23 protein-coding genes, 1 tRNA gene and 1 pseudogene are annotated in these 22,557 nt (G+C 60.0%); 10 read left to right on the top strand and 15 right to left on the bottom strand.

From position 1 onward, the window contains the following. Positions 1-21: 21 nt before the first annotated feature. Genes ccmI through ccmA form a run of 9 tightly spaced genes read right to left on the bottom strand, consistent with a single transcriptional unit; the run spans position 22 to position 6,924 of the window. Entirely contained in the window at positions 22-1,218 is a 1,197-nt protein-coding gene (gene ccmI, locus RT120_RS00345) for a c-type cytochrome biogenesis protein CcmI (RefSeq protein ID WP_312978190.1), read from the bottom strand. Next, complete coding sequence (locus RT120_RS00340) at positions 1,215-1,673, bottom strand: cytochrome c-type biogenesis protein (RefSeq protein WP_312978188.1); 459 nt, start codon at positions 1,671-1,673, stop codon at positions 1,215-1,217. Before RT120_RS00340 ends, ccmI begins: the two co-directional genes overlap by 4 nt. Next, entirely contained in the window at positions 1,670-2,227 is a 558-nt protein-coding gene (gene dsbE / locus RT120_RS00335) for a thiol:disulfide interchange protein DsbE (protein WP_312978186.1), read from the bottom strand. Before dsbE ends, RT120_RS00340 begins: the two co-directional genes overlap by 4 nt. Then, entirely contained in the window at positions 2,227-4,176 is a 1,950-nt protein-coding gene (locus RT120_RS00330; protein WP_312978184.1) for a heme lyase CcmF/NrfE family subunit, read from the bottom strand. The genes dsbE and RT120_RS00330 overlap by 1 nt, the downstream gene beginning before the upstream one ends. Continuing rightward, entirely contained in the window at positions 4,173-4,652 is a 480-nt protein-coding gene (gene ccmE, locus RT120_RS00325) for a cytochrome c maturation protein CcmE (RefSeq protein ID WP_312978179.1), read from the bottom strand. The genes RT120_RS00330 and ccmE overlap by 4 nt, the downstream gene beginning before the upstream one ends. Continuing rightward, the gene (gene ccmD, locus RT120_RS00320) at positions 4,649-4,867 is read right to left on the bottom strand and encodes a heme exporter protein CcmD (RefSeq protein ID WP_125291485.1); all 219 of its coding nucleotides are present in this window, start codon (positions 4,865-4,867) and stop codon (positions 4,649-4,651) included. Before ccmD ends, ccmE begins: the two co-directional genes overlap by 4 nt. Continuing rightward, positions 4,867-5,604 carry a heme ABC transporter permease gene (locus tag RT120_RS00315; RefSeq protein ID WP_312978177.1) on the bottom strand — a complete coding sequence of 246 codons (738 nt, stop codon included), beginning with the start codon at positions 5,602-5,604 and terminating at the stop codon, positions 4,867-4,869. The genes ccmD and RT120_RS00315 overlap by 1 nt, the downstream gene beginning before the upstream one ends. A 46-nt stretch (positions 5,605-5,650) precedes the next feature. Beyond that, positions 5,651-6,310 (bottom strand): heme exporter protein CcmB, encoded by a 660-nt coding sequence (gene ccmB, locus RT120_RS00310; RefSeq protein ID WP_312978175.1) that lies wholly within the window; start codon positions 6,308-6,310, stop codon positions 5,651-5,653. Continuing rightward, positions 6,307-6,924, bottom strand: coding sequence for a cytochrome c biogenesis heme-transporting ATPase CcmA (gene ccmA / locus RT120_RS00305; protein WP_312978173.1), 618 nt, complete (start codon positions 6,922-6,924; stop codon positions 6,307-6,309). The genes ccmB and ccmA overlap by 4 nt, the downstream gene beginning before the upstream one ends. Positions 6,925-7,123: 199 nt before the next feature. Here ccmA and RT120_RS00300 point away from each other — a divergent pair, with 199 nt between their 5' ends. From RT120_RS00300 to RT120_RS00285, 4 genes and pseudogenes are all read left to right on the top strand, one after another. Next, positions 7,124-8,083 (top strand): formate/nitrite transporter family protein, encoded by a 960-nt coding sequence (locus RT120_RS00300; RefSeq protein WP_312978171.1) that lies wholly within the window; start codon positions 7,124-7,126, stop codon positions 8,081-8,083. Positions 8,084-8,156: 73 nt separating this feature from the next. Beyond that, positions 8,157-8,231, top strand: a tRNA-Arg gene (locus RT120_RS00295). 173 nt (positions 8,232-8,404) lie between these two features. Further along, positions 8,405-8,506, top strand: a pseudogene (locus RT120_RS00290) (integrase); the annotation flags it as partial. Between the two features lie 669 nt (positions 8,507-9,175). Further along, positions 9,176-9,820: a two component system response regulator gene (locus tag RT120_RS00285; RefSeq protein ID WP_312978169.1), complete on the top strand. Its 645-nt coding sequence runs from the start codon at positions 9,176-9,178 to the stop codon at positions 9,818-9,820. Here RT120_RS00285 and RT120_RS00280 read toward each other — a convergent pair. Genes RT120_RS00280 through sctR form a run of 6 tightly spaced genes read right to left on the bottom strand, consistent with a single transcriptional unit; the run spans position 9,817 to position 15,927 of the window. Then, entirely contained in the window at positions 9,817-12,552 is a 2,736-nt protein-coding gene (locus RT120_RS00280) for a two component system sensor kinase (RefSeq protein ID WP_312978167.1), read from the bottom strand. The genes RT120_RS00285 and RT120_RS00280 overlap by 4 nt on opposite strands. Continuing rightward, positions 12,536-13,177 carry a lytic transglycosylase domain-containing protein gene (locus RT120_RS00275; protein WP_312978165.1) on the bottom strand — a complete coding sequence of 214 codons (642 nt, stop codon included), beginning with the start codon at positions 13,175-13,177 and terminating at the stop codon, positions 12,536-12,538. Before RT120_RS00275 ends, RT120_RS00280 begins: the two co-directional genes overlap by 17 nt. Continuing rightward, positions 13,167-14,222: an EscU/YscU/HrcU family type III secretion system export apparatus switch protein gene (locus RT120_RS00270; RefSeq protein ID WP_312978163.1), complete on the bottom strand. Its 1,056-nt coding sequence runs from the start codon at positions 14,220-14,222 to the stop codon at positions 13,167-13,169. Before RT120_RS00270 ends, RT120_RS00275 begins: the two co-directional genes overlap by 11 nt. Continuing rightward, positions 14,219-14,998, bottom strand: coding sequence for a type III secretion system export apparatus subunit SctT (gene sctT / locus RT120_RS00265; RefSeq protein WP_312978161.1), 780 nt, complete (start codon positions 14,996-14,998; stop codon positions 14,219-14,221). The genes RT120_RS00270 and sctT overlap by 4 nt, the downstream gene beginning before the upstream one ends. Position 14,999: 1 nt before the next feature. Continuing rightward, positions 15,000-15,269 (bottom strand): type III secretion system export apparatus subunit SctS, encoded by a 270-nt coding sequence (gene sctS / locus RT120_RS00260; RefSeq protein ID WP_312978159.1) that lies wholly within the window; start codon positions 15,267-15,269, stop codon positions 15,000-15,002. A 10-nt stretch (positions 15,270-15,279) separates the two neighbouring features. Next, positions 15,280-15,927: a type III secretion system export apparatus subunit SctR gene (gene sctR / locus RT120_RS00255; protein ID WP_312978157.1), complete on the bottom strand. Its 648-nt coding sequence runs from the start codon at positions 15,925-15,927 to the stop codon at positions 15,280-15,282. Positions 15,928-16,306: 379 nt separating this feature from the next. Here sctR and RT120_RS00250 point away from each other — a divergent pair, with 379 nt between their 5' ends. The 6 genes from RT120_RS00250 to RT120_RS00225 all read left to right on the top strand — a co-directional run bounded on the left by RT120_RS00250 (position 16,307) and on the right by RT120_RS00225 (position 22,323). Further along, positions 16,307-16,687 (top strand): type III secretion protein, encoded by a 381-nt coding sequence (locus tag RT120_RS00250; protein ID WP_312978155.1) that lies wholly within the window; start codon positions 16,307-16,309, stop codon positions 16,685-16,687. A gap of 626 nt (positions 16,688-17,313) precedes the next feature. After that, entirely contained in the window at positions 17,314-19,359 is a 2,046-nt protein-coding gene (locus RT120_RS00245) for an EscV/YscV/HrcV family type III secretion system export apparatus protein (RefSeq protein ID WP_312978153.1), read from the top strand. Further along, positions 19,346-20,662: a FliI/YscN family ATPase gene (locus RT120_RS00240; protein WP_312978151.1), complete on the top strand. Its 1,317-nt coding sequence runs from the start codon at positions 19,346-19,348 to the stop codon at positions 20,660-20,662. Before RT120_RS00245 ends, RT120_RS00240 begins: the two co-directional genes overlap by 14 nt. Further along, positions 20,656-21,024: a type III secretion protein gene (locus RT120_RS00235; protein ID WP_312978149.1), complete on the top strand. Its 369-nt coding sequence runs from the start codon at positions 20,656-20,658 to the stop codon at positions 21,022-21,024. The genes RT120_RS00240 and RT120_RS00235 overlap by 7 nt, the downstream gene beginning before the upstream one ends. Next, complete coding sequence (locus tag RT120_RS00230; protein ID WP_312978147.1) at positions 21,021-21,452, top strand: MFS transporter; 432 nt, start codon at positions 21,021-21,023, stop codon at positions 21,450-21,452. Before RT120_RS00235 ends, RT120_RS00230 begins: the two co-directional genes overlap by 4 nt. Beyond that, positions 21,442-22,323, top strand: a complete 882-nt coding sequence (locus tag RT120_RS00225; protein WP_312978145.1) for a translocation protein in type III secretion — start codon at positions 21,442-21,444, stop codon at positions 22,321-22,323. Before RT120_RS00230 ends, RT120_RS00225 begins: the two co-directional genes overlap by 11 nt. The last annotated feature ends 234 nt before the right edge of the window (positions 22,324-22,557 follow it).

Genomic DNA, 22,557 nt, shown 5'->3' with positions numbered 1-22,557 from the left:
CCCTGTTATTGATATCTGCTGTCAGGGCTGACGAGATGAAATCGTCACCTCCGTCGGATGGGCCGGGTCAAATTTAATTAGCGCGCTTTGACCAACCCAGTCCCCTGACTGCACAGCAGGTGTGCCATCCTGTGAGATATGCACTTTAATCCACCCCTGATGCAGTGAAGAGAGTGAACCTCCCGGCATCATGGTATTTGAGTCATCTATATTGAGTGTCATCGGAAACTGGCCAACCGGCAACTTTTTCACCGCCACGGGAACCGGCGAGGATTCACTCACCACGGTAACAAAGACGGTGCCGTTGGCAGCCACACTTTGCTGAGCTTCCGGCGAAAGCGTGATTTTAACAGCCAGCGGCGCATTGTCTACGCCGGTCTGGGCTTCGGCCTGAGCGATACTACGCTCAATCACCGCCCGACGCTTATCGTTTTGCGGCAAGATACGCAGCATCATCTGCCACGCCGCCACCGCATCGCTAAACCGCTGTTGTTCAAAGGAACTGAACGCCAGTAGGCTTAGGGCGCGAATATTGGTATGCGATGCCGCCACCGCTTCACGCAGTAATTTGTCGCCAAGCTGGTTATCATTCTGATCGGATGAACGAATCAATACTTCAGCATAGTCGAGTTTGGCGTCAATATTGTCCGGGGCGAGCTTCCAGGCGTGTTCAAACGCATCGGTGGCGGTGGTGGCGTTATTCAGCGCCATGCCAATACGACCGAGCATCATCCAGCCTTCAATATTATTCGGCTCGTCCTGCAAGCGGGTGCGCAACCCCAGGCCAAGACGCGCCATCTCTTCCATACTCAGCGCGGGCGCGTTCGGGTCCATCACGCGGTTTAACAGTTCCGGCGTCTGGCGGGTGACTTCCTGCCATTCGAGCACTTTTTTCAGATCGACGGTTTTCCAGAACACCCCGACGCTGACAATCACTAACGCCGCCACGCCGGGCGCTAAAACCCAGCGGCTCAGCGTTTTTTGGGCGCTTTCGCTTTGTTGAGGAATATCATCGAGCAGATTGTGCTGGAGTTCAGCCACCATCTCCTCACGCTCGGCGCTGTTTTCGCGCTCCAGCTCGCGCAGCCGCGACTGGTAAAACGCCCGGTTCAGCACATCGCGCGATACGCTGCGGTTGCCAGACCAGGGAACAAACAACAGGCCAGCGGTGATAATCAGCAACGCCACCATGGCGCTAATCAGCAGCGTTAACGTCATTTTTTCTTCTCGCTTAGCAACTGCTTCAGGCGTTGCTGTTCCAGATCGTTTAGCGGTTGGGTGGCAGCCTGCTGCCCTCTTCTGGCGCGGCGCACCACCACGATAATCCCACCGAGGATAAACAGCGCCGGCAGCAGCCACAGCACCACGGTGCCCGGCGTGATCGGCGGCTCATAGGTGACGAAGTTGCCGTAGCGAGCCACCATATAGTCGATGATCTGCTTCTGGCTTTGCCCCTGCTGCTGGAGTTCATACACCTTCTGGCGCATATCCGAGGCAATCATGGCATTGGAATCGGCGATGCTGTTGTTCTGGCATTTCGGGCAGCGCAACTGCGCCGTCAGCTCGCGAAACTGCTGCTCCTGGGCTTCGTCTTTAAACTGATAAGTGTCGATAGCGGCAAACACCGAAAACGACACCAACAGCGCGGCGAGCAGCGTCAGGATACGCGTCATGCTCCCGCCTCCTGATTGTATTTATCCCACAACGGTTTGATTTCGCTCTGCCAGACCTGTTCGTTTAAATCGCCAGCGTGGCGGTAGCGGATAATGCCCTTGCCGTCGATCAGGAAGGTTTCCGGCGCGCCGTAAACGCCCAGGTCGAGGCCCAGCATCCCATTGCCGTCGAACAGGCTCATGGCGTAGGGGTTGCCCAGCTCGTTCAGCCAGGTGATGGCTTTCTGACGATCGTCTTTATAGTTCATCCCTACCACCCGCACGCCCTGGGCGGACAGGCGGTTGAGGTACTGATGCTCGGCGCGGCAGGTCGGGCACCAGGTCGCCCAGACGTTCAGCAGCACCGGTTTACCGCTGGTCAGCGCCGCCTGGTCGTAGGTTTTACCCGGCTCATCCAGCGACTCGAGCTTAAACACCGGCACCGGTTTGCCGATTAACGCCGATTCCAGCGTGGTGGGATCGTCGCCGTTGGCGTTGCGCACCAGTTGCCAGAGCAACGCGGCGGCCAGCAGTAAAAAAAGGATTAATGGAATAAACAACACATTACGTTTCATTATGCCTCCTGCAATGCTTTACGCAGGCGATAGCGAGGATCAAGCATACTCAGCAAACCGCCCAGCGCCATTAATGCCCCGCCATACCAAATCCAGCGAACAAAGGGTTTGTAATAAAGCCGTACCGCCCAACTGCCGTCGTCCAGCTCTTCGCCCAGCGCCGCATACAGGTCGCGGGTGACGCCGCCATCGATAGCCGCTTCGGTCATCATCATCATGTTACTGTTATAGAAGCGCTTCTCGGCATGAAGGGTGGCTTCTGGCTTGCCGTTGCGCAGTACGTCGATCACGCCCACGCCCCCGCGCCAGTTCGGCCCGCTGACCTCGCGCACTTCTTTGAAAATAAACTGGTACTGGTGGATATCGACGCTATCGCCCGCTTTCATACGCACGTCGCGCTCCACGCTGTAGCTCTGGCTAAACGCAATCCCTACGACAGTCACCGCCAGGCCAACGTGGCCGAATACCATGCCCCACTGGCTGCGGGAGATTTTAGTTAGCCCTTTCAGGAACGAATGCCGGTGGGTAGCGCGCTCGTGCAGTTCCATCAGCGCCAGCACAAAGACCCAAATCGCCATCATCAGCCCGACCACCGTCATGGCTTCAATACGATCCTGCATCAGCCACGGCAGCAGCAGCGCCCCCGCCAGCGTAATGACCACGGCGACGCCCAGGCGCTTGAGCACGTTGCCCGGCTCATCGCGACGCCAGCGCACCAGCGGCCCAATGCCCAGCAGTAGTGCAAACGGCATCATCATGGCGGTGAACATCATATTAAAGAACGGCTCGCCGATAGAAATGCTGCCGAGGCCCAGCTGTTTATGCACCAGCGGCAGTAGCGTACCGAGCAGCACCACCAACATGGCGGCCATCAGCAAAATGTTGTTGCCGAGCAGGAACGTTTCCCGCGACCAGAGATCGTTTTTCACTCTGGCACGCACTTTGTTGCCTTTTACCGCGTACAGCAGCAGCGAACCGCCGATGGCGATCACTAACAGCGCGAGGATAAACATGCCGCGCGCCGGGTCCGACGCGAAGGAGTGCACCGATACCAGTACGCCGGAGCGCACCAGGAACGTGCCCAACAGGCACAATGAAAATGCCGCAATCGCCAGCAACACCGTCCAGGCTTTAAAGCTGCCGCGTTTTTCGGTGACCGCCAGGGAGTGCATCAGCGCAGTGCCCGCCAGCCACGGCATCAGGGAGGCATTCTCCACCGGGTCCCAGAACCACCAGCCGCCCCAGCCCAGCTCGTAATAGGCCCAGGCGGAGCCGAGCACGATGCCGAGAGTCAGGAAAATCCACGCGGCCTGAGTCCACGGACGCGACCAGCGCGCCCACGCGGTATCCAGACGCCCCGCCATCAGCGACGCGATAGCAAACGCAAACGCAACGGAGAAACCCACATAGCCCATATACAGCAGCGGCGGGTGGAAAATCAGCCCGACATCCTGCAACAGCGGATTAAGATCGCGCCCATCGATAGGATATTCCGGCAGCGTACGGGTAAAGGGATCGGAGGTCAGCAGGATAAACAGCAGGAAACCGAAGTTGACCATGCCCATCACGGAAAGTACCCGCGCCACGGAGTCCAGCGGCATCCCCCGGCTCAGCACCGCCACCGCGAAGGTCCAGGCGCTCATCAACAGCACCCACAGCAGCAGCGAGCCTTCGTGCGCGCCCCAGGTCGCGGCGACGCGATACCACACCGGCAACTCGGCATTGGAGTTACTGGCGACATACATAATGGTGAAGTCGTTCACCACAAAGGCGTAAACCAGAATCAAAAACGCCGCGGTAACGCTAATAAACAGCGCCCATGAAAGCGGCCGCCCCAGCGCCATTAATCGCACATCCTGACGGACCGCGCCCCATTGCGGGTAGACGCTGAGTAATAATGAAATCCCTAACGCAAGGCACAGCAGGAAATTACCCAATTCCGGCATCATGAGCGGTTATCCTTATAGGCTTCTGCCGGACGGTGATGATTCTCTTCCATTGCCGCTTTCACTTCCGGCGGCGTGTAGTTTTCGTCGTGTTTAGCCAACACTTCTTTGGCGACAATCAGATTGCCAGACTCCAGCACGCCCTGGGCTACCACGCCCTGCCCCTCGCGGAACAGATCGGGCAGAATGCCTTCGTAGCTGACATCCACCACGCCGCGCGCATCATAAATCTTAAAGCTCACTTTCAGCGTCTGGTTATCACGCTTGACGCTGCCCGGCATTACCATGCCGCCAACGCGCAGGCGCTGGCCCGGCTCCGGCTTGATCTGCGTTTCGTTTTTGCCGTTGATGATTTCGCCCGGCGTGTAGAACAGGTCGATATTGGCGCGCAGCGCATACAGCGTGAGTGTAATCGTGATGCCAATACCCATTAACACCATCACGGCCAGCCAGAGTCGATTTTTACGACGCGGATTCATCCGGTCACCTCCTGTGTGGGATGTTGGGCATTTTTAATCCGGCGCTCCCTGCCCTGTTGACGGCGCACGTCCGCCAGCAGCGCTTTACGCTGCCACAGGGTATGCGCCACCAGCAACGCCAGCGGGATAAAGGTAAAGGCCACGGCCAGCCAGACGTAGAAGGCGTAACCGCCCATGGCGAAAAACTCACTCAGGCTACCAAAGGCGACGTTCATCACAGGCTCCTTCCTTTATTAGCAATCTCTTCAACCCAGGGACGACGGCGATCCTGCATCAGGATAAGGGTGCGCAGGCGCATTAAGGCCAGGGTGACGAACAGGCCGAGGAACCCGAAAATTGACCAGCGCAGCGGAATACGCATCGAAGGATCGATGGATTTTTGCATGTTGGTTGACCCCTGATGCAGGGTATTCCACCACTCCACGGAGAAGTGAATGATCGGCAGGTTGACCACGCCGACCAGCACCAGAATGCCCGCGGCGCGCCCGGCCAGGCGGCGGTCGTCGAAGGCGTTATACAGCGCGATGACCCCAACGTACAGGAACAGCAGCACCAGTTCGGAGGTTAAGCGGGCATCCCAAATCCACCAGGTGCCCCACATCGGCTTGCCCCAGGCGGAACCGGTCACCAGCGCGATAAAGGTAAACACCGCACCCACCGGGGCCATCGCCGCCACCGCCAGGTCGGACATTTTGATCTGCCACACCAGGCCGATAAATGCGGCAATCGCCATCCAGGCATAAATGCCCATCGACCAGATGGCCGCCGGGACGTGGATATACATGATTCGATAACTTTGCCCCTGTTGATAATCCGCCGGGGCCCAGACAAACCCCCAAATCACGCCGACTAACAGCATCACGATGCTGACCACGGCAAACAGAGGAACCAGACGCCCGCAGAGGTGGTAAAGTCGCTCTGGTTTCGCAAGCTGATGCAAAAATTTCCACATAGTTATTGGCTCACAAAGCTAAGTTAGCGCCCACTTTTGCGGGCAATTATTGAATACTGATCCGCAGCGCCGCTGCGGTAGCGAACGGGCACAGCGTGGCGCTCGCCGCCAGGAACGCGCCCAGAATCGCCATGTATCCTTCAACCGGTAACGCCATTGACGCGGCGTCCATCGCCGCCGTGGCGAAAATTAATAGCGGGATGGTGAGCGGCAGCACCAGCAGGCTCAGCAACACCCCTCCGCGACGTAATCCCACGGTCAGGCCAACGCCCACCGCGCCGAGAAAACTCAGGGTCGGCGTGCCTAACATCAGCGTCAGGGCCATCACCCACCAGGTCCGTACATCAAGCCCTAACAGCATCGCTGCCAGCGGAGAAAGCACGATCAGCGGCAGGCCAGTCACCACCCAGTGAGCGGTCACTTTCGCCAGCACCACGGCGGGCAAAGGCAGCGGTAACAACATTAATTGTTCGAGGGAGCCGTCCTGCCAGTCATCGCGGAACAGCCGTTCCATGCCTAATAATGCTGCCAGCAGCGCTGCCACCCACACCACGCCGGGGGCGATACGCGCCAGCAGTTGCGGTTCAGGGCCAATGCCCAGCGGGAATAGCGTGATAACAATCAGGAAAAACCACAGCGGGTTGACGATCTCCGCCCCTTTTCTCAGGGCCAGATGTATTTCGCGGGTGAATACTTGCCACATCATGACACTACCCCTTGCGGCAGCGTCAGCTTGCGAAATGCGCAATTCACCGGGCGCAGCGGCTGGTGGGTGGTCAGCAAGACGCTGCCGCCCTGTGCGGCATGGGCTTCGAGGCGGCAGGTGAGTTTTTCAATACCCGCCGGGTCCAGCGCGGTAAACGGTTCGTCCAGGATCCACAATTTTGCGGCGCTCAGCCACAGCCGCGCCAGCGCTACCCGGCGCTGTTGCCCGGCGGAAAGCTGGCCTACCGCGACATCTTCATACCCCAGAAGGCCAATGGCGGCGAGCGCCTCCCAGCGGGCTTTCATCGCCGAATCCGCATGGAAAAAGCGCAGGTTTTCATCCGCCGTTAGCACCGCTTTGATACCCGGCTGATGCCCCAACCACAGCAACTGTTGATGGAAACTGTCGCGCGCCCGTTTGATCAGTTCGCCCTGCCATTTCACCTCACCCTCTTCCGGGGTAGCGAGGCCGCTAAGTATGCGTAACAGCGAGGTTTTCCCCGCGCCGTTGACGCCAGCGATTTGAAATATTTCACCCGGATTCAGGGAAAATGACAGCCCGCGAAACAAAACGCGTTCATCACGAATACATGAGAGATTGAGGACGTCGAGCATCCAGACAGCTCCTTCTGAAATGGCAAGGAATCATAACACAGAGTGATTGCAGGCCTTAAATGCCAGACGGCAGAAATGCTACCCCAAAAGGAGTAATGATACCTGCCAGATCAAAAAGATTCCGAATTGTCGGGAAATGGCCGTTGGTTTTCCCAAAACCGCTACGCTTAAAGGACATTCACGGCGAGGCAAAAGCATCATGGACAAACTCAAAGCAGAAAAAATTGAGGATGAAAAAATTGGCGAATCCGGTGAAGAGCTGGAAGTAGAAAGCGAAGAAAAAAAGAGCGGTAAAGATATCGAAGTGGATGAAGAACGGCTGCCCTCAAGGGCAATGGCCATCCACGAGCATATTCGCCAGGACGGGGAAAAGGAGATGGAGCGCGATGCCATGGCGCTGCTGTGGTCAGCGATTGCCGCCGGGTTATCAATGGGTGCGTCATTGCTCGGTAAAGGGATTTTTCACGTCCATCTGGAAGGCGTGCCGGGCGGATTTTTACTGGAAAATTTCGGTTATACCCTTGGGTTTATTATCGTGATTATGGCGCGCCAGCAGCTGTTTACCGAGAACACCGTCACCGCCGTTTTACCGGTGATGCAAAATCCCACCGGCAGCAATTTTTTACTGCTGCTGCGGCTGTGGAGCGTGGTGCTGTTAGGTAACCTGATCGGCACCGGGCTGGCGGCGCTGGCCTTTGAATTTATGCCCATTTTTGATGAGACGACGCGTGAAGCCTTCGTCAATATCGGCCTAAAAGTGATGGAAAATACGCCGGGCGAGATGTTCGCTAATGCCATTGTCTCCGGCTGGCTTATCGCCACTATGGTGTGGATGTTCCCGTCGGCGGGACCGGCGAAAATCGTGGTGATTATCATCATGACCTGGCTTATTGCCCTGTGCGACACCACCCATATCGTGGTAGGCACCGTGGAGATCCTGTATCTGGTGTTTAACGGCGATATCCACTGGACCGAATTTGTCTGGCCTTTCGCCCTGCCGACGCTGGCCGGGAATATTTGCGGCGGCACCTTTATCTTCGCGCTGATGAGCCATGCGCAAATCCGTAATGATATGAGCAACAAGAAGAAAGCCGAGGCCAAAGCGCGCCAAAAAGAGCAGGAGCGCCAGCAGCAAAAACACCAGGCTTCTGGGCAGTGATGGCGATGGAATGAGCAATCAGGCGGCTAAGCCCTTAACGCAGCACCAAAAACGGGTATACTAGCGCCGCCTTGTCCCCTTAGTTAAATGGATATAACGAGCCCCTCCTAAGGGCTAGTTGCAGGTTCGATTCCTGCAGGGGACACCATATACAACTTTCCTGACATCTACCGACTGCAATAAAATCCCCTTAGAATCAGTGACAAACCCTCTGCTCTGGCTATGTGATGTCAACTGATATCTACCCATTTCAACGTAAATCAATAAACGTTTGGGGTCTTAGTGGGGCTTATCCTGTTCAATGTAAAATGAGGCCCCCAAATGCCCTTAAATGCGCGTCAGGTCGAGACTGCAAAGCCCAGAGACAAAGCCTATAAACTCGCTGACAGCGGAGGGCTCTATCTCATGGCCAATTCTAACGGTGATCTCCTCCCTGAAAACAGTGCCGGGCTAAACTGAAGTCTCCGGTCTTTCTTCCATTTCAAAGAGAGCCTGCCTTCACAGATCCAACTTTGGTTCGTTCCGGAACTGCTTTCATGTCGCTGGCGCGCAGCGGCTCGGCAATACAAGATGTAGCGTCGCAACCATCTGCTTATTACCCTACATATTGTGTATTCATCCCACCGCGTGACCCTGCCCGCAGCGGCGGAAAACAGCGCTTTGCTTATCCCGATGCCGCGGTACGCTTCCGGTTACTGCACATATCAGGGAAATTCGGATCCGGTGAAAACCACGGAACGGTAATTTAACTGAGGTTTCATATAGCTGCTAATGATAAGGGAGGTGATAGTTACTGCTTGTGAAATGAAGTAACCGTTACTATCTCTCTCTGGTGATTATATAGTCATCATCTAAAGCTATGATTTCAATTTATATAATAAATATCGTTAAAGTTACGCCAAACATTATAACTCACTGTAACTATTTACTTATGGAGCAGATTTGGGCAGGACACCATGCGCCCTGGCTCAATACTTCCGTGGACAGAAAAAGCCTGGTGGCACAATACCCGCTCGGAGAGAGAGCGTTCGTTTAAGCCTTATACAGGTCGAATGAATATAATTATAAACTGTTTAATTATTTGGAGTCAGCATGAGCCTTTCCACCTCTCCCCTGAGAGTCCTCATCGTCGAAGACCATGCACTGTTAATCGATGGCATCCGTAACCTGTTGACCAACCAGCCCCGCTACGATGTCGTCGGTGCCGTCAGCGACGGGCTGGCGGTCTATGAAGCCTGCCAAAAACTCACACCAGATATGGTGCTGCTGGATCTCGGCCTGCCCGGCATGGACGGGATCGACGTGATCCATCAACTCAGACGCCGCTGGGAAGCTCTACGGATCGTGGTTGTCACCGCCTCTAGCGAGGAACGCCGTGGACGTGACGCACTCGCCGCGGGTGCTCTGGCGTACGTGTTGAAGCAGAGCTCGCAACAGACCCTGCTCGCCGCATTGCAACACGCCGCCGTTGGCAAGCGTTTCGTCGATCCCACCCTCAAGCTGGCCCCCCTGGAGAGCTCAAAGAGCAGCGGAGCAGAAATGCCCCTGACTCTGCGGGAGCGACAGATCCTCAAGTTGGTGTCTGAAGGAAAACGCAACCGCGATATTGCCGAGCTACTCTCCATCAGTCTCAAGACGGTTGAGACCCATCGCCTCAATCTGATGCGCAAGCTCGATGCCCACAACGCCGCCGAGCTGAGTAACTGGGCTCGGCGGCTGGGGTTGCTGGAGTTCTAACCCAACTCCCCCAGCACCAGACGGCGCAGATCGCTCAAGGCAAGGGGGGAGACCTCAAGTCCCTCCTCGAGGCACATCCCCCAATGGCGGCATGCCTCGTGCACCAGGATTAGCCCCCCTTGTCCGGCCAATCCCTGGAGGGTATGCAGCAGATGGCGTACCGCCTGCTCCTCTCCTCCCGCCAGGGCCTCCTCCAGCGAGACTAAATGCGTCTCGAGAGCCGCCGCCAGACGCTTGCGCAGTTGCGGATCCTCACCCAGTACCGCCCCCCCCTGGTTTAAGGCGAGCTCAATCCCCCGCTCCAGCTGCAAATCGGCGGCAAACTCCAACGCCTGTGACAGCATCAGACGGGTGACGGGTTTGGTCAGATATTCGTTAAAGCCCACCTGCTGAAGTCGCTGACGCTCCCCCGGTTGGGCATTGGCCGTCAGGGCCATGACGGGACAATCGGGATCCAGCATGCCGCTCCCCTCATCCCGCCACAGGAACAGTGTCTCCTCACCCGAGAGGCCGGGCATACGCATATCCATCAGCACCAGATCGAACACATGTTCACGTCCCAGCAGCAGGGCATCAGCACCGCTGGCCGCCAGATAGACCTGGTGACCTGGTTGACGCAGCATGCGCCCCACTATGTCCCGGTTAGTCTCCACGTCGTCGACCAGCAGGATCTGCAGTGACCAGGGAGAGGTGGGCATCTGCTCTTCGAGCAGATTGTCGAGGGGTCGCCCCTCCAGACAGTGGTGCAACCGCTCCGGCAGGTAGCACAGCTCCCTCCCCTCCAGCTCGGGATTCTCCCCCGTCTCGGGCTCATAGCCCCAGGCAAGCAGCTGAGCATGCAGGGCGGCTGGGGCTATGATGGGGCCCCGGGCTTCCCGCTCGGCCAGCCCCCCCTCCCCCAAGGGTAACTCGAGGCAGAAACTGGCTCCACGGGGTACCGACTCGAGAAAGAGATCCCCGCCGAGCAGGCGAGCCAGACTGCGGGCGATGGGCAGTCCCAGTCCACTCCCCACCTTGTGGCTATCGACCTGGTGGAAGGGGATAAAGACATCGTCACTGCGGGCTGTCGGGATCCCGGGGCCACTGTCGGTGACACGAAAACAGACCTTGCCCCCCCCGCTCCAGCCGCGCAGACGCACCTCTCCCCCGCTGGTGAACTTGACCCCGTTGCCCAGCAGGTTGATGAGGATCTGGCGCAGGCGCAGTCCATCCGTGTTGAGCCGGCGGGGGAAACTCTCCTCCAGCAGGCAGTGCAGACTCAGCCCCTTCTCCATGGCCGGCAATTGGATCGTCAGCATGGCCTGATCGATAAGCGGCAGCGGATCGAGCGGCTCGGCCATCACCACCATCTGGCCGGATTCGATGCGGGAGAAGTCGAGCAGGTTGTTGATGATCTCCAGCAAATGCCTGGAGCACTTGAGGCCGGTATCGAGCAGATCCTGCTGCTCGCCGCTCGTCTCACCCTGACCGAGCAGGGTCAGAGCACCAATGATGCCATTGAGGGGCGTTCGGATCTCATGGCTGATGCTGTTGAGATGCTCACTCTTGTTGGCATTGGCCTGCTCGGCCTGACGCCGTGCCAGCTCCAGTTCGGCCGTGCGCTCCGCCACCCTATCCTCAAGCACCGCATACTGTGCCTTGACCGCCTCCAGCAAGCGGTTATAGGTCTGGGCGATGTGCCCCAACTCATCTTCTCCCTCGACCTCCAGGGGGGGGAGCAGGGAGACAGGTACATGGGGGTTGAGCTTTCGCATCACGCCATCCAGGCTGCGTCCCAGGGTTCGTTGCAGCACCACATAGAGCAGCCCCACCAGGGTAACCAACAGCAACAAGGCGACCGGCAGATGGCGATGCAGGGCGGCAGAGGCCGCCTCCCTGATCTGACTGCTGGGGGTAAAGAGCTGCATCTGCCAACCCACCGGTATCACCTCACGACAGATGGCGAAGCGGCCATTCCTGTCGACCCCATCCTGGCCGAGACACCCTTGAGGCGACACCCGATTGTGGGTGGTATAAGAGGTGATGGCGACGCCGTCGCTCCCTAGCCAGACGATCTCCTCATCCGCCCGCTGCACCCTGGCACCAAAGAAGGAGGGAAGATGAACGGTGACCCCTATCAGGGCTCCGCTCGCCGGATCACGCTGTGCGGCAATCACATGCCAATCCCCATCCCGGCTGTGATAGGGGGCACTCCAGATGGTTCCCTTGTGAGCCTGTTGACGCAACGCCCTTAACTGAGCCAGATGGCGGGGGGAATCAGTTGGCCCTCCACTGGCACTAGAGAGCACTACACCGCCGTCGAGTAGCACAAACGTATCGACAAAGCCACCCACCCCCCCACTGCCATAAGCCTCGACGAAAGCCAGGGCTCGCTGGATCTGGACCCGCTCATTGACCACCCCCTCCCCATCGGCAATATAGTGAGCAGCCAGATAGTGCTCGGGCCGGGGATCCTGATCGCCCAACCCCTGCCATCTGCGCAGCAGGGTCGCCACATCACGCTCCACATTGAGCAGCTCCACGCTCAGCTCACAGACATTCTCCTCGACCCGGGAGATGAGCTGCCGCTGCAAAGCTCCCTTGGTCTGCTCGAAGTCGAGCAACAGGACGACGCTGGTACTGAGCAACCAAAACAGAGCGATAACGCCGCTGAGGGTCAGGGCGAGGCGCAGTGAGAGTGAAGTGCGCCAGGGCAGGCTGATCATGGTAGTTCTTTCAACGGTTGGCTGCATTCGACGAGCCTCCGGTAAGGAGGTGCCATAATTGTCCCATATCGCCGAGACCAGGATCAGGAGTCGAGGCTGCCGACTTCTCGTTGGAAGAGTCCTGTTTCAGGCTCTGGTAGTAATCGAGCACCTTCTCGACATAACGTTGGGTCTCCGGGTAGGGAGGAATGCGCCCCCCATAGCGATCGACGGCCCCTTCACCGGCATTGTAACCGGCCAGGGCAAGATCGAGTCGACCGAATCGCTGCAGCAGTGTCCCCAGATAGGTGACGCCGGCCTCCAGATTGTCTCGCGGCACCGTCAGGGCATATTTGCCATAGCGAGCGGCCGTGGCCGGCATCAATTGCATTAATCCGATGGCCCCCTTCTCCGATACCGCATCGTGGCGGTAGGCCGACTCCACGGCGACCACCGCCTGCACCAACAGCGGATCGAGCCGGTGCTGACCAGCCACTTCGGCGATCAGCGCCTTGTAACGGGCAGGATCCCCGGCCGGCACTGAGCCCCCTGGCATCTCCTTCGTGACCACAGGGATGCGACCATCGGCAGGAACCCTGACCCAGCGCAAGGGCTCGGCGCAGAGAGAGCCTGCCAGCAGGCAGAGCAGCAACCAACACACCTTATTCTTCATCGTCTGCCTCCTCACTCTCTTCCCGCAACAACCGCAACACCTGGGCCACCGCCACAAACAGCGCCTCGGGAATGAAATCTCCCGGTTGGGTGGAGGCCACCAGCGCCCTTGCGAGCGGAATGTTTTCCACCACGGGAATGCCACGCGCCTCGGCCAGCGCTACTATGTGCAGGGCCCGCTGGTCACGCCCATATTCGAGGACTATGGGGAGCGGCGTCTCCCCTTCGCAATAACGCAGGCAGACGGCGATATGGGTAGGGTTGCGCACCACCACGGAGGCATCGGCCACCTTCTCGGCCAGGCTGCCACTTTGCACCTCGCGATGGAGCTCACGACGCCGCTGCTTGATCTCGGGGCTCCCCTCGGCATTTTTGAACTCCTGCTTGATATCCTCTTTCGACATCATCAGTTGTTTGCGCAGTTGATGGTGCTGCATGGCGTAGTCGGCAACGGCAAAGAACGCGGTCAGGATCAGCAAGATGGCCCACATCCACTGCGCCATCTTGCTACAGACCAGGATTCCGGCCACCACGCCAGCCTGGGAAAGATGGGTAAAGGAGGCGGCGTAACGCTCAATCAGGTAGCTGAAGGTCAGTGCCAGGATCCCCACCTTCAGCAGCATCTTGCCGAGTTCGAAGAGTTTGATAAGCGACACCATCTGCCTGGCATTGGCCAGGGGATTGATGCGCTGCCCGGAGGGCTGAATCGCCTTGGGAGCAAACAGAAAACCACTCTGAACAAGACCGGTCATGATCAACAGCACCGCCAGCAGCTCGGCCAGCCCAAAGACGAAGCGCACCACCAGCGTGGCCAGCTTGCCCACCAACACGCTCATGGCCGAGGAGAGAGAGAGATTAACCACCCCCACCGTCGAGACGATGAGCTCCCCGAGCGCCTGATAGAGCATGGGCCCCTCGGCCACCATCCAGAGCAGGATGGCCGCGAGCTGGACCAGGGCATTGATCTCTTGGCTCCTGGCGACCTGCCCCTCCTTACGGGCATCGCGGATCCGCTTGGCTGTGGGCTGTTCGGTCTTTTCACTCATGGCCGCGCCCCCAGTTGCAAGACCAGGCCACCGTCAAACTGTATGAAGTGATCCAGTACCTCCGAGAGGGCGAAAGGAAGCGCCATGATCAGCATCAGCAATACCATGGCACTCTTGATAGGCATGGAAAGGGTGAAAACGTTGAGCTGCTGAACCGAGCGGTTGATAAGACCCAAGGCCAGATCGATGAGTACCATCATCACTATGGCCGGCATGGCAAAGCCCAGTGCCAGGGTGTAGAGCTGGTGCCACAACTGCTCGAGCAGGGGCAAGAAACCGCTGCTCCAGTGCCACCCCTGCCCCGGTTGCAGACACGTATAAGAAGTAAACAGGGCGCTGAGCAGGGCATGAAAGCCCCCCAGTACCATGAAGAGCACCCCCGCCAACTGGGAGAAAAGAGAGCCCATGGGGGACGACTGCCCCCCCATCAGAGGGTTGAAAACGCCGGCCATGGAGGCCCCGCGCATGGTGTCGATGACAAAGCCGGCCATATCCAGTGCCCAGAGCGGGATGGCCGCAGAGAACCCCAGCATCACGCCGATGCCGAGCTCTGCCGCCAACACCAGTGCATAGTGCAAGGGGGCCTGCAACGGATTGGGCAGCACCAGGGTCGAGAGCAGGGGCAGCACCGGCAGGGTCGCCATCAGGGCCAGGACGTTGCGGATCAGGGTTCCTCCCAGCATGGCAGGGCCAAACAGGGGGAGAATAAGCATGGCCCCGAGCGGGCGCATCATGGCCACCCCAAGCAGCGGCCACCAGTGATTGAGCTCTTCCATGCTAGCTCCCCATCTGGCCAATCAGATCCAGGGTTCTTGCCGCATACCCGAGCAGGGTCTCCCCCATCCAGTGGTGGGTCAGAGCCAGGGTTATACAGGCACACACCAATTTGATGACGAAGGCGACTGTCTGATCCTGGATCTGAGTCAGCGCCTGCACCAGCCCAACCAGAATGCCGACCAGGGAGGCCACCAGCACCACAGGCAGTGACAACACCAGCACCAGCCAGAGCAGCTCGCCGGCCAGTTGAACGATTTGCGCCTCACCCATGATGACCTCCTCAGTGGTATGAGAGCAGCAGTTGACCAAGCAGTCGGTCCCACCCTCCCACCAGCACGAACACCAACAGCTTGAAAGGCATGGAGATGGTCATGGGCGAGACCATCATCATGCCCATGGCGAGCAGCACGTTGGAGACGATGAGATCGATGGCGATGAAGGGGAGAAAGAGCAGCAGGCCAATCTTGAATGCCTCGATAAGCTGGCTCACGGCGAAGGCTGGCATCAGAAGCAGCAGTGAGTCATCACTGACCTTCTCCCGTATGCTGTCAGGCCAGCTCTTGCGAGCCGCATCGCGAAAGAAACGCAACTGGGCCGGGGCCGTATGCTGGCGCAGAAAGTGGCGATAGGGATCCAGCGTGTTGTCGGAGAGGCGGGTCAGCAACCCGGCCCCGGGCTCGGCCGGCGAGGCCTCCACCCGCTCCTGCACCGCCGTCCCCACCGGCGTCATGACAAAGAGGGTCAGGATCAGTGCCAGACCGTAGAGGGCGATATTGGGGGGGATTTGCTGGATCCCGAGGGCGTTGCGCAGCAGGGCAAACACCACAGAGAGTTTGAGAAACGAGGTTCCCATCACCACCAGCAGGGGCAGCAGGGAGAGGGTTGCCAGCAGGGCAATCAGCTCGGCAGGTTGTTCTGTCAGGGACATGATGGGTTCTCCGCCAGGGTATGAGCCCATTGTGATCCCCGCGCCCCCTCTCCCCCATAGGGTGAAGACCTGAACTACAGCGTCCACTCACTTCAGGTCTTCACCCTATCCTCGCAAGACAGACTCCTCCCCATACTGTGGCTCAATAGCCGATCTGCGGAGTCTCTATGAACCATCAAGATGCCCATGGCAGAGTTCCCACCCCTTCCTCTCCCCTCACTCTGCATCAGGAGTTCGAACAACTGACCAGACGGGCACCCCGGGGAGAGCCGATGTTGGCGCGACTGCGTGACTTGCAAGCCCGCCTGACCCCAGCCTATGAGAGCGAAGTGACCCGCTATCGACACGCTCGAAAGTGTGTACCGGGGGAGGCGTCCTGATGGATCTGCAATGGCAACGTCAGACCGAGCTCTGGCTAAGGCTGATGGGGGCCAAGGGCCAGGGGGCTACCCTGCGCCTCGCTCTGCCGCGGGCCGGCGAGACCCTCTATCTGGAGCAGAGCCAGGGGCGGGCCAGAGTCAGCCTCTGCCGCCCCCTCGCCCGGCAGGATCGGCAAGAGACCCTGCTGCGCCTGCTCTCGTTACTGCAACCGGATGCGGGTGCCGGCATCCCGCTGCGGGCCTGGCTTAGCGGTGCCTCCCTTTGGCTCTCGGCCCTGGCCCCCCCCGACAGCGGCGCCGAGCAGTGGGCCGAACTGGTGCGCCGCCAACGTCTGCTGCTCGATCGGGTGTCAATCACAGATCCAACAACAACGCGGTAATCACTCAACGGAAAGCGGACGACATACCAAAGCACATGTCCCATGCATTCAACATCAGGATGCTTTTCTAAAGAGAGTCACCAATTACCAAAGCCGGGATCGCAATTGGAAGTCCATCATCGGCAGTGGAAATAATCTGAGAGGAAATAGAATGCAAACTCAACATATGCTCGCCCATTTTGCCAAACACACAGGCATCCCCGGCGCACGCTTCGACTCGGCAGGCCTATGCCAATTGACCATATGACCATAGATGAAAAGGAAGAGATCGCCCTTCGTTATGACAAAACAAGCCTGTAAGATTTCTGTGAGCACTTCTCACAATTTCTGGATCTGATGAAGCACTGGCAAGCACGTCTGAACAGTTCGAAAAATGCCCCTACTACTGCCATGCCTCATGGCAACCTGGTCTGAAGTGAACGCCCTCCAGGAGGTTGGACACCCCGCCAGTTTTGACGGGAGGGAAGTGGAACGCAGGGATCTGCACACCAAACCATGGAAATCAGGCATGACGAGGGTCCCTGATTACAATGAGCCAATCACCTATTCAGGTCTTGACCCTATACCGACTCCCCGCCTCCGCACGCAAGATTAACCCTGACAAGATCACGTTGTGGAGCACACCGATGAAAACGCTCAATCGCTGGTTACAGGGGATCGCCGCACGGCAGGATGTGATCCTGGCCGCCATGCTGCTGCTGGCCATCTTTATGATGATAGTGCCTCTGCCCACCCTGCTGGTGGATGTGCTGATCGCCATCAACCTCACTCTCTCGATCACCCTGTTGATGATGGCGGTCTATATCCGCGAGCCGATGGAGTTTTCTGCCTTTCCTGCCGTGCTGCTCATCACTACCCTCTACCGACTGGCCCTCACCATCAGCACCAGTCGTCTCATCTTGCTGCAACACGATGCCGGGGAGATCGTCTACACCTTCGGCAACTTTGCCGTGGGGGGAAACCTGGCGGTGGGCCTCATCGTCTTTGCCATCATCACGGTCGTACAGTTTATCGTCATCACCAAGGGGTCGGAGCGGGTGGCCGAAGTCAGTGCCCGCTTCTCCCTTGATGGCATGCCCGGTAAGCAGATGAGTATCGACGGCGACATGCGAGCCGGCATCATTGATGCCAACGAGGCTCGCCGCCAGCGGGCCATGATCCAGAAGGAGAGCCAACTCTACGGGGCCATGGACGGGGCGATGAAGTTCGTCAAAGGGGACGCCATCGCCTCTATTATCGTCATCCTGGTCAATATCTTCGGGGGGATCGGGGTCGGTGTCTTCATGCATGACATGAGCGCTGGCGAGGCCGCCTCAACCTACACTATCCTCTCGGTGGGGGACGGGTTGATCGCCCAGATCCCGGCCCTGCTCATCTCTATCGCAGCCGGTATCATCGTCACCCGTGTGCCCGGGGAGCAGAAACGCAATCTGGCCAGCGAGCTCTCCGAGCAGATCCTGCGCCAGCGCCAGGCACTCTGGATCGTCTCGGCCGTGCTGGTGCTTTTTGCCTGCCTGCCCGGTTTCCCCACCCTGGTCTTCTTCTCCCTGGCCGCCCTGGTCGCCGGCATCACCTACTGGCTCAGCCGCGAAGGGGGCAGCACCCCCACCGCAGCCCAGTTACACCGGGATGAGGCGAGTGCCGACAGTGCCTCCCTGAACATAGGTGCCACCCCCTTGCTGCTGCGCCTTTCCCCCGATGAGGCGCGCGATGGTCATCTGCGCCAGGCACTCTCCGTCCTGCGGCTGGACAAGCTCGAGCAACTGGGGCTGCCGCTGCCCGATATCCAACTGCAAGGGGATCCCTCTTTGGCATCCGGTCACTTCTCGCTGCTGCTCTATCAGGAACCCATCCTCTCCCTGGCCCTGCCGCCCCTGCAACTGCTCGATCTCACCAGCCCGGAGATAAAACAGGTGAGCCAACGCGATCCCCTCCCCTTCGGTGGCCTCACTCTGCAGTGGGTCAGCCCGGAGCAGGCCGCCACCCTCTCCGGCATGGGGCTGCAGTGCCATCAGGGGCAGGCGCGGATCGTCCACCTGGTATCGGTCGCCCTCGACCGCTACGGGGCCGAGCTTATCGGGGTGCAAGAGGCGCGCTACCTGATGGATCAGATGGAGCAACGCTACGGGGAGCTGGTCAAGGAGCTGCAGCGCCAGCTGCCGGTGGCCCGGGTCGCCGACGTGCTGCAGCGTCTGGTGGCGGAAGGGGTCTCGGTGCGCGATCTGCGGGCCATCTTCGAAGCCCTGGTGGAGTGGGCCCCCCGGGAGAAAGACCCGGTCATGTTGACGGAATATGCCCGCCTGGCCCTGCGTCGCCATATCGTCGGGTGCCAGCGCCGGGGCCAGCCCTGGGTACGAGCCTGGCTGGTCGGCGGCCATATCGAGCAACTGATGCGCGAGTCGATTCGCCAGACGTCGGCCGGCTCCTACTCGGCCCTGAGCCCGGAGGAGAATCAGGCCATCCTCGGCGAGATCCGTAGCGCACTCGCTCGTACTGGCGGTCCGGGTACCGCCCTGGTGACCGCCATCGACGTGCGTCGCTTTATCCGCAAGCTCATCGAAAAGGATCTCTTCACCACACCGGTCCTCTCGTTTCAGGAGATCGATGACGAAGCCGAACTCAAGGTGCTGGGACACATAGAGCTGATAGGAGAAACCCATGCGGTTGCCTGATTATCACCAGATCCTGGGGGCACTGCCCCAACCCGCCCTCGCCTCTGCGTCCCATGAACGCCTTGAGGGGCGCATCCTCACGGTGGGCACCACACTGCTGCGGGCCCACCTGCCCGGCGTCGGCCTGGGGGAGCTTTGCACCCTGCCTGACGGTAGCCCGGCCGAGGTGGTGGCTCTGGAGGGGGAACAGGCCCTGCTCTCCCCCTATCGGGAGCCCTTGGGGCTGGCCTGCGGTATGCTGGTCTCCCCTACCGGAGAACAAGCCCGGATCGGTGTTGGTCCGGCACTGCTAGGACGGGTCGTCGATGCCCTGGGACGCCCCGCCGATCGGCTCCCCGCCCCCGACATCGAGGGGTGGCAGCCTCTCGAGGCCGAGCCGCCCGAGCCGCTGGCCCGCACCCTTATCGACACCCCCCTGCCCATGGGCGTGCGCGCCATCGACGCCACCCTGACCGTCGGGGTGGGTCAGCGCCTCGGCATCTTCGCTGCGGCCGGCTGCGGCAAGAGCACACTGCTTGGCATGCTGGCCGCCAACAGCGATGCCGAGGTGGTAGTGCTGGCACTCATCGGCGAGCGGGGACGCGAGGTGCGGGAGTTTCTCGAGCAGGTGATGACGCCGGCCCTGCGCGAGCGCAGCGTGGTGGTACTCGCCACCTCGGATCGCCCCGCGCTGGAGCGCCTCAAGGCGGCGGCAACCGCCACCACCATCGCCGAGTTCTTCCGTGACCAGGGTCGCCGGGTACTGCTGTTGGTGGACTCTCTGACCCGCTACGCCCGGGCCATTCGCGAGATTGCGCTGGCCGCCGGCGAACCCATGGTGGGCTCGGGCTATCCCCCCAGTCTCTACGCTCGCCTGCCGCGCCTTCTGGAGCGAGCCGGTCCGGCTGCGCGCGGCAGCATCACCGCCTTCTATACCGTGCTGATGGAGGAGAAGGGGGATCCCCTGGCCGAAGAGGTTCGCTCCCTGCTCGACGGACACATAGTGCTCTCCCGTCGCCTGGCCGAGGCGAACCACTATCCCGCCATCGACGTGCTGGCCAGCATCAGCCGGGTGATGAATCAGATCACCGCGCGCGCCCATCAGGATGCAGCCGGCCGTCTGCGCCACCTGCTCGCTGCCTGGCAAGAGGTGGAGCTATTGGTCAGGGTAGGAGAGTACAAGGAGGGACAGGATCAGGATGCGGACGATGCCATCGCCCGGCGACCGGCCATCACGGCACTACTTTGTCAGCGGGTCGACGAACCGACTGCCCTGCCCCAGACCCTGGTGACCCTCTCTGACGCCGTGGGGCTCCCATGCTGAAACAGGTACTCGATATCAAGCGACGACGGGAGCGAGGACTGCGCACCATACTGGCGCGTCTGGGCGAAGAGCTGCAAAGCCTGCGGCTGCGCCAACAACAACTGACCAGCCGCCAGGCGGACCTGCACCAGCAGTGGCGCCAACTGACCCAGCAGGCCGGGTGTATGAACCAGGCGACCCTGAGTCGTCTGCGCGCCGCCCTCTGTACTCTGGAGAGCGAGGTCGAGCGGCTGGCCCACGAGCAGGATGCACTGATCGCCGAGCTGGGACGACTGAACCAACTGCGCGCAGAGCAGGAGACCCGACTCAGGCTCAACCTGCGCGAACAGGAAAAATTACAACTGCTGGAGGAGGCTCCATGATCACAACCACCCATTGCCTGTCCGCCCGTCGTCAGCAGCAAAGAGACGAGGAGCAACGCCCTCGGGAAGAGTGCGTAGAGCGCTTTCAGGTCCTGCTCGGGGATATATCGCTGCCGCCCCTGCGCGCCGGCCCCCCTCATGACCCCTATCGGGGGGCCCGCACTATGCCGGCGCCGGCGTCTCGGGAACAGGAGCCGGTGCGTTCGGTGCCCCCCCTGCCCGAGACACTGCAACTGAGGGCTGTCAGCGGTCCCCTCGCAGGCCTGATGATCAATGCCAGCTGGCAAGGGGGGCGGCTAGTGATGCGCCTGACGGCACCGTCAGCCAGTGTGGCGCAGCGCCTCTGCGGGCGAGGCAAGGGGCTGGAAGAGGCGCTCTCGACCCTGCTGGAGATACCGGTCACCGTGGAGGTAGAGCATGATGACTAGCCGCAGGGACAGCGAGGCCCCCCTGTTTCGCCTCAGCCGGATTGGCGCCACTTCGCGCCTGGGTGCGATCGAGCTGGAGGCGGATATGTCACGTCCCACCGGCCAAGGTCTGCGCCTGACCACCCATTGTGACGGGAGTGAACTGCACCTCTGGATCAGCGAGGCTGCCTGGTGCGCCTGGCTGGATCCCAAGTTGGTGACCCCCTCACTGGCGCAGATAGAGGAGAGACTCTACCCTCTGCTGGCCAGTTGGACACTGGCACCCCTCGATGAATGGCTACAGGCCCAGGGACTACCGTCCCTGGCACCGGCCACCCTGAGCCGTGCCGATACCCCCGCCCTGTGCTGGCGCTTCACCCTCGGCAGCGAGGGCTGGCGACTCCCCCTCTGTCTGGAGTCGGTACCGCCGGCACTGCTCCACCGCTGGCTCGGCGCCCTCACCCCTAACCCGGATCGCGTCCACGAGCTTGGCCTGCAACTGGGTTGGTGTCAGTTGCCCGAGGAGGAGCTCACCGCTACCAGAGCGGGAGAAGTCCTGCCTCTGCTCGGCATGGGTGAGGCGCCGGATCGCTTCTGGCTCCATCCCCTGGGGGGCACCCAGCTGCAACTTATCAATGGGCAGTTGGGGCGGGCGCTGCCCGGCAAACCATTCTGTGCCCCGCCTCCCGGTACAGCCCGACTGATGGTCGAGGTGGGCAAGATCAGCCTGGATGCGGCCACCCTGGCGAACTGGGCACCGGATCTCGAGTGCGCCGTCACTCCTCACGCCTATCCGACACTGCTTCTGTTGCGAGGCGCCGAACGGTGGGCCGAAGGTGAGCTGCTGCGTATGGACGACGGTTGGGCCGTGCGTCTGACCACTCAACCTTAAGCCCCCCTCCACCGCAACGGGCCGCCTCTCGGGCGGCTCGTCTCGTTTCTCTTGCCTGAGGGCCGGTTCAGGTCTTCACCCTATGCCGCCCCTGCTGCAAAGCGCCAAAAATGAGGTCATTAGACAGACCGGGAACACATGCGTCCAAACAGCAAAGACGCTGCAGTTTCTCGAAAGTCGCCCCCCCTGGAGGAGCCTAGCATTCCCTCCATCGGCAACCAAAAGGAGTCATAT

It is taken from the genome of Atlantibacter sp. (assembly GCF_032062175.1).
Lineage (GTDB): Bacteria > Pseudomonadota > Gammaproteobacteria > Enterobacterales > Enterobacteriaceae > Atlantibacter.
Note: the sequence above shows the minus strand (reverse complement) of the source record. Positions and strands in the feature narration are given on the sequence as shown.